Source organism: Sphingopyxis sp. SCN 67-31 (assembly GCF_001725095.1).
In genome coordinates, this window is the sequence record NZ_MEFH01000106.1 from 1 (window position 1) to 11,800 (window position 11,800).

Annotated in this window: 11 protein-coding genes; 5 read left to right on the forward strand and 6 right to left on the reverse strand. The window is 66.5% G+C overall.

Annotation, left to right across the window (positions count from 1 at the left end; all coding sequences use genetic code 11):
* On the reverse strand, nucleotides 1–141 hold a 141-nt coding region (locus ABS88_RS19740), incomplete at its 3' end, for a 30S ribosomal protein S2 (RefSeq protein ID WP_286750362.1).
* Nucleotides 142–463: 322 nt separating this feature from the next.
* Between ABS88_RS19740 and ABS88_RS19745 the strand changes: the two genes are divergently transcribed.
* On the forward strand, nucleotides 464–721 hold the full coding sequence (locus ABS88_RS19745) for a hypothetical protein (RefSeq protein ID WP_286750357.1): 258 nt from the start codon (nucleotides 464–466) through the stop codon (nucleotides 719–721).
* Here ABS88_RS19745 and ABS88_RS19750 read toward each other — a convergent pair.
* Both ABS88_RS19750 and ABS88_RS19755 read right to left on the reverse strand, forming a co-directional pair.
* Nucleotides 705–1,475, reverse strand: coding sequence for a CDP-alcohol phosphatidyltransferase family protein (locus ABS88_RS19750; protein WP_286750358.1), 771 nt, complete (start codon nucleotides 1,473–1,475; stop codon nucleotides 705–707). The genes ABS88_RS19745 and ABS88_RS19750 overlap by 17 nt on opposite strands.
* An 11-nt stretch (nucleotides 1,476–1,486) precedes the next feature.
* Complete coding sequence (locus tag ABS88_RS19755; protein WP_067111655.1) at nucleotides 1,487–2,221, reverse strand: phosphatidylserine decarboxylase; 735 nt, start codon at nucleotides 2,219–2,221, stop codon at nucleotides 1,487–1,489.
* A gap of 157 nt (nucleotides 2,222–2,378) precedes the next feature.
* Between ABS88_RS19755 and ABS88_RS19760 the strand changes: the two genes are divergently transcribed.
* Together ABS88_RS19760 and ABS88_RS19765 are read left to right on the forward strand one after the other, a co-directional pair.
* Nucleotides 2,379–3,593: an NADP-dependent isocitrate dehydrogenase gene (locus tag ABS88_RS19760; RefSeq protein ID WP_067111658.1), complete on the forward strand. Its 1,215-nt coding sequence runs from the start codon at nucleotides 2,379–2,381 to the stop codon at nucleotides 3,591–3,593.
* Between the two features lie 50 nt (nucleotides 3,594–3,643).
* Nucleotides 3,644–5,428 carry a cation:proton antiporter domain-containing protein gene (locus ABS88_RS19765; protein ID WP_104959483.1) on the forward strand — a complete coding sequence of 595 codons (1,785 nt, stop codon included), beginning with the start codon at nucleotides 3,644–3,646 and terminating at the stop codon, nucleotides 5,426–5,428.
* A gap of 18 nt (nucleotides 5,429–5,446) precedes the next feature.
* Here ABS88_RS19765 and ABS88_RS19770 read toward each other — a convergent pair whose 3' ends face one another.
* Nucleotides 5,447–8,383: a M16 family metallopeptidase gene (locus ABS88_RS19770; protein ID WP_286750360.1), complete on the reverse strand. Its 2,937-nt coding sequence runs from the start codon at nucleotides 8,381–8,383 to the stop codon at nucleotides 5,447–5,449.
* A gap of 86 nt (nucleotides 8,384–8,469) precedes the next feature.
* Here ABS88_RS19770 and ABS88_RS19775 point away from each other — a divergent pair, with 86 nt between their 5' ends.
* Nucleotides 8,470–9,348, forward strand: a complete 879-nt coding sequence (locus tag ABS88_RS19775; RefSeq protein WP_067111667.1) for a carbon-nitrogen hydrolase family protein — start codon at nucleotides 8,470–8,472, stop codon at nucleotides 9,346–9,348.
* A gap of 537 nt (nucleotides 9,349–9,885) precedes the next feature.
* Here ABS88_RS19775 and ABS88_RS19780 read toward each other — a convergent pair.
* The gene (locus tag ABS88_RS19780) at nucleotides 9,886–10,128 is read right to left on the reverse strand and encodes a hypothetical protein (protein WP_076077951.1); all 243 of its coding nucleotides are present in this window, start codon (nucleotides 10,126–10,128) and stop codon (nucleotides 9,886–9,888) included.
* A 173-nt stretch (nucleotides 10,129–10,301) separates the two neighbouring features.
* Nucleotides 10,302–11,099 carry an NUDIX hydrolase gene (locus tag ABS88_RS19785; protein WP_076077954.1) on the reverse strand — a complete coding sequence of 266 codons (798 nt, stop codon included), beginning with the start codon at nucleotides 11,097–11,099 and terminating at the stop codon, nucleotides 10,302–10,304.
* Nucleotides 11,100–11,203: 104 nt separating this feature from the next.
* Here ABS88_RS19785 and ABS88_RS19790 point away from each other — a divergent pair.
* Nucleotides 11,204–11,800 (forward strand): DUF4126 domain-containing protein (locus tag ABS88_RS19790; protein ID WP_286750361.1); only part of this gene is annotated, 597 nt, incomplete at its 3' end.

Consider the following 11,800-nt stretch of genomic DNA (forward strand, 5'->3'; position numbering starts at 1 on the left):
CTGCGACAGGTCGAGGATGTGGATGCCGTTGCGCGCGCCGAAGATATACGGCTTCATGCGCGGGTTCCAACGGTGGGTCTGGTGGCCGAAGTGGGCGCCCGCTTCGATAAGATTCTGCATCGTGACGACAGGTGCCGCCATGGTCTTTCTCCTTCCGGTTAGTCCTCTGGAAGGCAAGAACCGAGACATCCGCGAAGGGATGGACCCGGCACCGGTATGTGCGCCTTCCATGTGGAATGCGCGGGCCGTTAGCCGCATCGCCGCCGGGAATCAAGGAAAAAGCCACTGCCGGGTGCACGCCCGCCGCATGAACGCCGGGCGCAGTCAAAACGATTCATCGACGATAAGCACCGCTTCATCGCAGGATGATTGAGAACATATCATGAACATGGAACGAAGCGGATAGCGAAACCGTCATGCCGATGCGGGAGGTTTCGCAGACCGAAACCGAAAGGACAAGTCGATGCTTCAGGTCGCTGCCGCTCTCCTCTTCACCCTTGCTGCGGGGCTTGGTCTCGCCGTGATCCTGGCGATGCTGACATCGAACGGCGATGCGATCCTTTCGGCGCTTGCGGGCGACGGAGCTTTCCCGGCCGACGGCGTTCCGGCCTCCCCGGCTCCGGCCGCCGCGACGACGCGCCTGCGCCCTGCCCGCCGCCTTCCCGTCCGTTCGGTTTCGCGCGCGATGGCCGCGCAGCCGCTGCTCAGCCGCGCCGCCTGACCCGCGCATAGCTCGCGATGCCGAACGGCAGCAATGCGACATAGATAACGCAGATCGCGAGCAGGCTGTACCAGGGTGCGGTGACGAGCGCGGCGCCGAGCAGACCGACGCCGGCGAGCGCGAAAAGCCGCCACGAGCGACGCAGACGGATCGACGACCAGCCATAGGTGGGGATCGCGGAGATCATCAGCATCGCGATGGCGAGCACCCACGGCATCACGACATACCATTCGCGGAACAGCGTCTCGCCGGTCACCAGCCACAGATAGACGGGAACGAAGGCCAGTCCGGCCCCGGCCGGCGCCGGAATGCCGGTCAGAAAACCCGCCGCCTTGTGCGGCTGGACATCGGCGTCCATGCGCGAATTGAAGCGTGCGAGGCGCAGCGCGCAGCACACCGCGAGCGCCAGCGCCGCGGTCCAGCCGAATTTCGGCGCATCCTGCAGCGACCAGAGGAACATCACCATCGCCGGCGCGACGCCGAAGGCGATCACGTCGGACAGCGAATCGAGCTCGGCGCCGAAGCGGCTCTGGGCGCGGAGCAGCCGCGCGATGCGTCCGTCCATCCCGTCGAGCACCCCCGCGAAGATGATCGCGGCGAGCGCCTTTTCCCACTCCTCGCCGATCGCGAAGCGAACCCCCGTCAGCCCGAAGCAGAGCGCCAGCGCCGTGACCGCGTTGGGCGCGAAGGCGCGCAGCGGCAGGCCGACGATCCGGCGTTCGGCTGCATCCGCCTGTCGATCGGCACCATCCATCGCCGCCGCCCCTATTGCCCGATGCCGTCGATCGTCTCGGCGTGCCCGATCCGCGCGATGACGGTTTCGCCCGCCAGCGCGCGCTGGCCGAGCAGCACCTGCGGCGTCGTGCCCGCGGGCAGATAGACGTCGACGCGGCTGCCGAAACGGATCAGCCCGACGCGCTGCCCGGTCGTCACCTCGTTCCCCATGCTGACGAAGGGCATGATCCGCCGCGCGACGAGACCCGCGATCTGGGTGAAGCCGATCCGCACCCCGTCGGCGCGCTCGACGACAAAATGCTGGCGCTCATTCTCCTCGCTCGCCTTGTCGAGGTCGGCGTTGACGAACTTGCCGGGGATATAAACGAGCTTGCGCAGCGTCCCCGCGACCGGGGTGCGGTTGATATGGACGTCGAAGACGCTCATGAAGATCGACACGCGCAGCATCGGCGCGTCGCCGAGGCCGTCGGGTCCGGCGATCTCGATCGGCGGCGGAACCTCTGCGATCTGGGTGACCAGCCCGTCGGCCGGGGCGATGACAAGGTCGCGCGCCGTCGGGGTCACGCGCACCGGATCGCGGAAGAAGGCGGCAACCCAGATGGTCAGGCCGAACATCAGCCAGCCGGCGATCTCCCAGCCCAGCAGCCAGAAGCAGAGGGTGACGACGCCCGCGATCAACAGGAACTTGCGCCCCTCCGGATGGATCGACGGCCAGCGCCACTTGATGCCGCCGCCGGGACGGTTCGAGGAAATGGTGGAGGACATAGCGGTCTTTCTAGGGGGGCGGTTCCAAAGAGACAATCGAGTTGTGCAATCGTTCCGCGCCTCGCCCGATCAGGCGCATCACCACGGCGGTTGAACAATCGGGCCGCATTGCCTAAGGCGCCCTGCAATTCGACTCCCCACAGGAAAAGGCACGCACATGGGCAAGATCAAGGTAGCCAACCCGGTCGTCGAACTCGACGGCGACGAAATGACCCGGATCATCTGGCAATGGATCCGCGAGCGGCTGATCCTGCCCTATCTCGACATCGACCTGCACTATTACGATCTCGGCATAGAGGAGCGCGACCGCACCGATGACAAGATCACCGTCGAAGCGGCGAACGCGATCAAGAAGCATGGTGTCGGCGTCAAATGCGCAACGATCACCCCCGACGAGGCCCGCGTCGAGGAATTCGGCCTGAAGAAGATGTGGAAGTCGCCGAACGGCACGATCCGCAACATCCTGGGCGGCGTCGTCTTCCGCGAGCCGATCGTGATGAAGAACGTGCCCAGACTGGTTCCCGGCTGGACCGACCCGATCGTCGTCGGCCGCCACGCCTTTGGCGACCAGTATCGCGCGACCGATTTTCGCGTTCCCGGTCCCGGCAAGCTGCGCATGGTGTTCGAGGGCGAGGACGGCACCGTCATCGACGAGGAAGTGTTCCAGTTCCCGTCGTCGGGCGTCGCGATGGGCATGTACAATCTGGACGATTCGATCCGCGATTTCGCGCGCGCCAGCCTCAACTACGGCATCGCGCGCCAGTGGCCGGTCTATCTGTCGACCAAGAACACCATTCTCAAGGCCTATGACGGCCGCTTCAAGGACCTGTTCGAGGAAATCTATCAGACCGAATTCAAGGCGAAGTTCGACGAACTGGGCATCACCTATGAGCATCGCCTGATCGACGACATGGTCGCGTCGGCGCTGAAATGGTCGGGCAAGTTCGTGTGGGCCTGCAAGAATTACGACGGCGACGTCCAGTCGGACACCGTCGCGCAGGGCTTCGGCTCGCTCGGCCTGATGACCAGCGTGCTGATGACCCCCGACGGCAAGACGGTCGAATCGGAAGCCGCGCACGGCACCGTCACCCGCCACTATCGCATGCATCAGCAGGGCAAGGCGACCTCGACCAACCCGATCGCGTCGATCTTCGCGTGGACGGGCGGGCTCAAGCACCGCGGCAAGCTAGACGGCACGCCCGAGGTGACGCAGTTCGCCGACGACCTCGAAAAGGTCTGCGTCGCCACGGTCGAAAGCGGCAAGATGACCAAGGACCTCGCGCTGCTGATCGGTCCCGACCAGAACTGGCTGACCACCGAAGGCTTCTTCGAGGCGATCGTCGAGAATCTCGACAAAAAAATGGGCGGCTAACCAACCAAAAAAGTTGAGATACGACCGGCCGACCTGCATAAGGTCGGCCAATGGTCACCGAAGCCGAAACATCCGCCATCGGCAACGCCCTCGTCGTGCTGGGCGCGGCGGGCGTCGTCATACCCGCCTTCGCGCGCTTCCGCATCTCGCCGGTCATCGGCTTCATTCTCGTCGGGCTGCTCGTCGGGCCGTCGGGGCTGGGAAGCTTCACCGCCGATTATCCCTGGCTGAGGCACGTCACCATCTCGTCGCCGAACGATATCGCGCTGTTCGGCGAGCTCGGCATCATCCTGCTGCTCTTTTCGATCGGCCTGGAGCTTTCGTTCCGCCGCCTCTGGCAACTCCGCAAGCTGGTGTTCGGGATCGGCGCCGCCGAGCTGTTGCTGGGCGGGGCGATCCTCGGCACGGCGCTGATGCTGGTCAGCGATCAATCGACGGCGTCGGCCTATGGACTGGGCATCGCGCTCGCGCTGTCGTCGACGGCGCTCGTCCTGCCCATCGCCGGTACCCAGTCGGCGGTCGGCCGCGCCTCCTTTTCGATGCTGCTGTTCGAGGATCTGGCGCTCGTCCCGATCATCTTCATCCTCGCGGCCCTGTCGCCGGCGGCGTCGGGCGACAGCGCCGAACTGCTGCTGACCACGCTGTGGCAGGGGGCGCTGGTCGTCGCGTCGCTGGCGATCGGCGGCTGGTTCCTGCTGCCGCGCATCTTCGCGCAGGCAGCGCGCGCCAAGGATCCGGAACTGTTCCTGGCCGCCAGCCTGCTCGTCGTCATCGTCGCCGCGCTGGCGACCGCGGCGGTCGGCCTGTCGCCGATCGTCGGCGCGCTGCTCGCCGGGCTGATGATCGCCGAGACCGAATATCATACCGAGGTCGAGGCGATCACCGCGCCGTTCAAGGGACTTGCGCTCGGCGTGTTCCTGATCAGCGTCGGCATGGGGCTCAATCTGCGGACGATTGCCGGACTGTGGCCGCAGCTCATCGCCGCGGTGGTCGGCGTGGTGCTGATCAAGGCGGTCGTCACCGCCGCGCTGCTGCGTTTTTCGGGCGCGGCGCGGCGCGGCACCGCGGCCGAGGTCGGGCTGTTGATGGCCAGCCCCTCGGAAACCACGCTGATCGTGCTCGCGACCGCGCTCCAGGCACAGATCATCAGCCGCACCACCGCCGAATTCTGGCAGCTCGTCACCGCGATCGGCCTGACCATAACGCCGCTGCTCGCACGCGTCGGCCACGACATCGCCCGGCGCATCGAGATACGGGTCGCCGAAGCCGAAGCCGACGACGACGGACCGCCGCCGCGGCGCACCGTCGTCGTCGGCTTCGGCCGCGTCGGGCGCATCGTCGCCGGATTGCTGAAAGAGCATGAGCGCCCCTATATCGCGGTCGATGCCGACATCGACGCCGTCGCCGCGGCGCGGCGCGATGGTTTCGCGGTGCGCTTTGCCGACGTCGGACGGCCGGGCAGCCTCGACCGGCTGGGCATCGACACCGCCGAAGCGGTCGTCCTGACCATGGACGACCCGGTGCAGCAGCTTCGCATGACGCGGCGGCTGCGGCGCAAATATCCCGACCTGCCGATCATCTCTCGCGCGCGCGGCGCCGACCATGCCGCTGCCCTCTATCAGGCCGGCGCCACCGATGCCGTTCCCGAAACGCTCGAAAGCTCGCTTCAACTCGCCGAAGCGGTGCTGATCGACCTCGGCGTCGCGATGGGGCCGGTGATCGCGTCGATCCACGACGTGCGCGCGAAGATGCGCCACGACATCATGACCAAGGGTCACCTCGACCGCGAACCGCGCATCCAGAGGCTGCGGCCGTTGCCCGGCGAGGACGGCTAGGGAGCAGGTCCTTTTCCGCTATTGCCCGCCGGCCCGTCCATCCGCGCGGCCAAGCGCCGACGCATCGGCGAGCGACATTCCCTGCGGCAGGACGACCCCCGACCACTGGCGGTCGGGCTTCAGATAGCGCCGCGCGAGACGCTGGATGTCGGCCGCGGTGACGGCGGAGATATCCTCCCCGATCGACAGCGCCGCCGCGGCCACGCGCGGGTCACGGGTCGCGCCTTCGAGCAGGAACATCCAGTAGAGATTGCCCGTCGAGGCGCTCGCGACCTGCTCGCGGATCGGGCCCGCATTGCGCGCCAGTTCGTCCGCGCTCACCGGTCGCGCGACGAGGTCGGCGGCGATGCCGCGGGCGATCGCATAGAAACGGTCGATGTCCTTCGGCGCCAGCAGACTGCCGACCAGCAGATAACCGCCGCTGTCGAAGGCGGTCGGCCAGTGGCTGTCAACGACGGGCCCGTAGCTGGCCCCCTGCTCGGCGCGCAGCCGATCGAAGAGCCGGTCGTTGAAGATCGCCGCCAGCACGTCGAGCGCGCGCGCGTCGCGCGGCGCCGTGAGACCGCCGCCCGTCGGCCACGCCGTCATCGCCGCCGCCTGCCCACGCTCGCCGCGGTGATAGGCGATCATCGGCGTTTTGCTGTGTTTCGCGAAAGCGACCGCCTGCCCTTCGGGCGGTGCAAGCGGGCTGCGCGGCGGCAGCTCCCCCAGCGTATCGGCGAGGATCTGACGATAATCGACCGAAGAAAGATCGCCGAACAGCTGCACCTCGATCGGCCCGCTCGCGAGCCGCGGTTCCCAGAAGCTGCGGAAAGCCGCGGGCGTCAGCGCCTCGATCTGCGCCTTGTCGGGCGCCGCCCAGCGCGCGTCCCCGGCGGTCAGCCAGCCGCGCAGATTGCGGTCGAGCACCGCATTGGGCGTCGCGTCGTTGACGTCGTAACCGGTCAGAAAGCCGACGCGCAGCCGCTCGACCGGCGCCGCGTCCCAGCGTGGGAAGGCAAGCTTGCCGGCGATCAGCTTCATCTGGTCGGCGAGGTCGGCGGGCCTGCTTTCCGCCGCCAGCTCGAAGGCATCGTCGTCGATATCGAAATTGAGCTGAATCTGCCGCCCGTTGGTGATCTGGTCGATCTCGTTCTGACCCCAGGGACCGATGCCGCTCGCGACCAGCGCATAATCGCCCGTCCACAACAGATTGGGCGCGTCGGCGGCAACGCTGCGATTGCCCGAACCAAAGCGGACGTTGACGCGCACCTTGCCGGGCTCGACCGCATTGTTCGACACCAGCGCGGTCACGCCGTTGGCGAACTCGATCCGTTCGGCCCGCAATCCGGGAATCTGCGTCGCCGACACGATCGTACCGGGCTGGCCGATCGCGGGCAGCTCGCCGATGTCCACCTTCGCTACCGCCAGCCGGTCATCGCGAATCTGTGCGGGGACGGCGAGCGCGGCGAGCAGCGCCTTGTCCCCGCCCTCGACCGCCGTCGGCGTCGTCAGCACGACGCGCGTCACCGGCGCCGCAAAGATCGCGCGGCTGATGTCGAGCATCACCTGCGGCGTCGCCGAAGCACGGATCGCCTTGAACATGTCGACCTGCCCCTGCGGGCTGGTCACGGTTTCGCCAATGTCGACCGCTCGCACCATGTCGTCGGCCAGGCGGGCGCCGGGTTCGTTGCGCGCATTTTCGAGCTCCTTGGCGAGAAACGCCTCGATCTCGTTCGCCTCGCGGTCGATGTCGGCCTGCGACGGCGGCGTCTGGACCGCGTCGGCAATCACGCCGCGCACATCGGCAAGCGCGGCCTTCCAATCGCCGAGCGGCACGATCTGCGCCATGGTCACGTCGGCGCTGCGGCTGACATATTCCTGCCCGACCGTGGCGACGAGGTAGCTGCCGCCGCTGCGCGCCCGGTTTTCGAGCCGCCGGTTGACGAGCGCCTGCGCCAGATATTCCAGATAGAGGCGCCGCGTATTCTCAACCGTGTCGATCCGCTTCTTCCACGGACGGATCATCGCGAGCGTCAATGCCGCGGGCTGGCCCGGCTCGACGATCTCGCGCGCGACCGCCGCCTTGGGGTCGGGTGTACCGAAATCGGGCGGCGTCGGATTCGGTCCATCGGCGCTCCAGTCACCGAAATATCGGGCAATCAGCCGTTCGAATTCCGCCGGATCGGCATCGCCGACAATGACGATCACTGCGCGGTCGGGGCGATACCAGCGATCGTGAAACGCCGCGACGCTGTCGGCGCGCGCACCGGCGAGCGTTTCCTGGGTGCCGATCGGCGAGCGGTCGGCAAGCGGCTGGCCGGCGAAGAGATGGGCGTTGGTGGCATCGGCGATGCGCTTTTGCGGCCCGTCCGATTCGCGCAGTTCGGAAACCACGACGCCGCGCTCTGCCTCGACCGCGGCCGCCGAGATGCGCGGCTCGCGAATCATGCCCGACAGCAGCTTCATGCTTTCATCGAGATTGGCGGCCGTCACGCTGGGAAGATCGAGTTGATAGACCGTCTGCGTCGGCGTCGTCTGGGCGTTGGTGTCGCTGCCGAAGGAGACGCCGAAGCGTTGCCAGATGCGCTTCGCCTCGCCATCGGGAATATGGACCGATCCACGGAAGGTCAGATGTTCGAGGAGGTGGGCGAAACCGCGCTCCTTCTCGGTCTCGAACAGCGAGCCGACATCCATCCGCACCCGGATCGACACTTGCCCCGGCGGGACGCCGTTATTGCGGACCGCATAGCGCAGCCCGTTGGCAAGCGTGCCGAAGCGCCACCCTGCGTCGCGCGGAATGTCGCTGCCGGCATAGAGCCAGTCGTCGCCAGCGGCCTGCACGGAGGAAAGGGCAGAGGTCGCCGCCTCCTGCGCCGGAGCATGCGCGGGCGCGAGCAGCAGCGCGGCGGTCGCGCATGCAGCCAGCAGAACGGAAAAGCGACGCAACACGGCGCGCGTGGGAGAAATTGACATCGGGCCAGTGTATCGCCTTCAAACCTTGCTGGCCACTGAACCGTCGCCCTCTTGTCCCCGGAAAGACATCGGCCTAGCCAATCGGGATGGAACAGCAAGCCGCCGCCCCGCTCGCCGCGCTCGTCCAGATGACGAGCGGCATCGACCCCGATGCGAATCTGGCGACGATCGACCGCGCGATAGCGGCGGCCGCGGCGCAGGGGGCTTCGATGGTCTTCCTGCCCGAAATGTCGCTATTGCTCGACCGCGATCGTCAGCGGTCGGCGCCGCATATCCGGCGTGAAGCGGACAGCGCTTGGCTGCCTGCTTTGCAGGCGATGGCGCTGCGCCATGGCATCTGGCTGCACAGCGGTTCGATGCCGCTGCTCGCCGACACGGGCGACCGGCGCGTCAATCGCAGCCATGTCATCGCCGCCGACGGCAGCATCCGGGCCCGCTACGACAAGATCCACATGTTCGACGTCACGCTGCCGTCGGGCGAGAACTGGACCGAATCGGCAGCCTATGCCGGCGGCGACGCGCTGATCGTGGTCGATACGCCGCTCGGCCGACTGGGGCTGAGCATCTGTTTCGACCTGCGCTTTCCCGAACTCTATCGCGCGCTGGTCGACCGCGGCGCCGAAGTGATCGCGATTCCCGCCGCCTTCACCGTGCCGACCGGCGCGGCGCATTGGCATGTCCTGCTCCGCGCGCGCGCGATCGAAACGGGCTGCCACGTCATCGCGGCGGCGCAGGGCGGCACGCACGCCGACGGGCGCGCCACCTATGGCCACAGCCTGGCCGTCGATCCGTGGGGCCGCATTCTGGCCGAGATCGTCGAGACCGGAGGCGACCCGACGCTCGCGCTGGCACCCATTGCGAAAGAGGCTCGGCGGGAAGCCCGGACCGCCATCCCCTTGGCGCGCTCGCGCGCCGCGCGGCGGGCGACAATCGACAGCGTTTGCGCAGGAGATCGGAACGACTGACGGTTTCGGAAATGCCGGGGCCGTTCAAGCGCGCCGCAAACGGCGCTGCCCTTCCGGCAGTCAATGAAAATGCTTGCTTCGATCTTTAGAGCGGCGTGCGATAAATCGGAATCGTGCCCAATCCGTTCGTGCTGAGCTTGTCGAAGGGCAGTTATTTCTTTCGGCGCTGCCGACGGAAGAACGGTGCTTCGACAAGCTCAGAACGAACGATGACGGGGTGTCGCGGATCAAACACATGCCCCTCCGGATTCTGATGACTTTGGATTGCCCACTTGGTCATTGCGAGCGGAGCGAAGCAATCCAGAGCGGTTACCGCACGCTCTGGATTGCCGCGCGGCTTCGCCGCTCGCAATGACGAGTCCTTCTGATGTCATCATGTTCCAGCAACGACAGCATCGGCGGCAATGCGACGGCACGCGAAGCGTCACGATGCATGAACGCCGTCAGAAACCGACGCAGTCGCGGACACCAGATATGCAAACGGCCCCGAGCAGGAGCTCGAGGCCGTTCGGAAACTGGTTCCGACAAGAGCCGCGATTACGGGCTGGTCGGGTTGTCGTCGTTGTTGTCCGAAGCGATCACGATGCCGACAACGATGGCAGCCAGGGCGAGAAGGCCGATGATCCAACCGCTCCCCGTGAGTTCGCTTTCGCCTTCGGCGGTCGAGGTCGCACGAGCCCCGTCGAACGCGGCAGCCGCAGGAGCAGCCGAAGCCACGACCGGAGCCGCAATCATCGAGGTCGCCGCGAGGGAGACCGCAGCTTTCTTAAGCAGATTCATCTTATTCTCCGTCCACTGGATCAATGGTCTTGTCGAATCACACCAGAAAGCTCTCGCTCCCGATCTGGTTCTGCAATGCCCTCCTAGGCGTAACCATCGGCAATTGCAATGCTGTTTTGGCCTAGCCGATCATTTCCTATCAAATTGCTAATGCACCGATAAATAGACCGGTATCAGCTGCGCCGCGCACGCTCGAAGGCTTCGGAAGTCACCGGATATCCGAGCCCTTCCGGGATGCACAGATACGGCCGTCCACCGCGATCTTCGATCCAGGGTGTGATCAGCTCGATCGGATACTCCTCTGCATGTCTTGCAAAATCCTCGAAATCCGTCCGCTGCGCCAACCGCTCCAGATTGCGCCGAGTCGGAAAGATCACCGATGCCTCCCCACGCTCGGCCATCGCCAGCGTCGCATGCGCACTCGCCCAGAAAATCTGGCTGTGCTCGGCCTCTTCGACGGTGAGTTCGTGGCCGTGGGCGGGGGCCGGCACCGCATAGAAGCGCGTGTCGAAGGTCCGCGCCTCCTTGAAATTGGGGCACCAGCGCGCGAAGGGCACGAGCGCGTCGAGCGCGATCCGCTCGTCGCGCGACGCCAATATGTCCGACAGCAGCGTCCCGCCCAGCAACGCCCGCCGCACGGCCGCGATTTCGCGGTCGCGCAGCCCGTCCCAGCCGACCGCGAGCCCCGTCTCCTCGATCGTCTCGCGCAGCGCGGCAACCCGGGCCGCGCCCTCGGGATCGTGCGGCGCAAAGCCGTGACGCTCGGCAACCAGATAATCGTCGGGATCGATCCGCCCGCCCGGGAACACCAGCGCGCCGGCGGCAAAGGCCATGTTCGTTGCGCGCTTCACCATCAATATCTCGTCGGGACCGCCGTTGTCGGAAGGCCGCATGATCACGAGCGTCGCGGCGGGGATCGCTCCCTCGGGCACCGGCGGCGACGCATAAGGTCGCAAGGTGGAATCATTCATGGTCCAGGCGATACGCCGCGTGCCCGCGCTTGTCATCCCGGCATTGCGGGGACGCCCCTGCAGGTGCAAGATGGCGCCTACAGCGCTACAGCGGGAGCGGACCGTTGGGAATCTTGGAGATATTGGGAGTCGCCGGAAGCCTGAGTCTGCTGGCGGGATGGCGGCTCTATCTGACGATCCTCGTCACCGGCATCGCGATGCATTTCGGCTGGTTGCCGCTGCCCGAACATCTGAAGGCGCTCCAGATCCTGGCCAACCCATGGGTGCTGGGCGTTGCCGCGATCGGCACCCTCGCCGAATTCCTGGCCGACAAGGTGGCGTGGGTCGATTCGATTTGGGACGGGGTTCACGGCATCGTCCGCCCGCTCGGCGGCGCGCTGCTCGCGCTGGCGCTGGTCGACTCGTCCAACCCGGCCTGGCAGGTGGTGGCCTTTCTGCTCGGCGGCGGCGGCGCGCTGCTGAGCCACGGCGCGAAGGCGACGACACGCGCGGTCGTCAACGTCAGCCCCGAGCCCTACAGCAATGCGGCCGTTTCGACCGGCGAAGACGTCGCTACGAGCGGGCTGCTGGCGCTCGCCATCGCTTATCCTCCGCTTGCCATTGGGATTGCGGTGCTTCTGGCGGTTGCGGCGGTGATTGTCATCGTGGTGCTGCGCCGTCTGCTTCGCGGCATCAGGACGACGCTGAAGCAGGCGCTGGGC

Bases quoted from the DNA above. Each gene is read 5' to 3' on its own strand.
- ABS88_RS19745 (WP_286750357.1), top strand. From the start codon at position 464: ATGCTTCAGGTCGCTGCCGCTCTCCTCTTCACCCTTGCTGCGGGGCTT.
- ABS88_RS19750 (WP_286750358.1), bottom strand. From the start codon at position 1,475: ATGGATGGTGCCGATCGACAGGCGGATGCAGCCGAACGCCGGATCGTC.
- ABS88_RS19755 (WP_067111655.1), bottom strand. From the start codon at position 2,221: ATGTCCTCCACCATTTCCTCGAACCGTCCCGGCGGCGGCATCAAGTGG.
- ABS88_RS19760 (WP_067111658.1), top strand. From the start codon at position 2,379: ATGGGCAAGATCAAGGTAGCCAACCCGGTCGTCGAACTCGACGGCGAC.
- ABS88_RS19765 (WP_104959483.1), top strand. From the start codon at position 3,644: ATGGTCACCGAAGCCGAAACATCCGCCATCGGCAACGCCCTCGTCGTG.
- ABS88_RS19770 (WP_286750360.1), bottom strand. From the start codon at position 8,383: ATGTCAATTTCTCCCACGCGCGCCGTGTTGCGTCGCTTTTCCGTTCTG.
- ABS88_RS19775 (WP_067111667.1), top strand. From the start codon at position 8,470: ATGGAACAGCAAGCCGCCGCCCCGCTCGCCGCGCTCGTCCAGATGACG.
- ABS88_RS19780 (WP_076077951.1), bottom strand. From the start codon at position 10,128: ATGAATCTGCTTAAGAAAGCTGCGGTCTCCCTCGCGGCGACCTCGATG.
- ABS88_RS19785 (WP_076077954.1), bottom strand. From the start codon at position 11,099: ATGAATGATTCCACCTTGCGACCTTATGCGTCGCCGCCGGTGCCCGAG.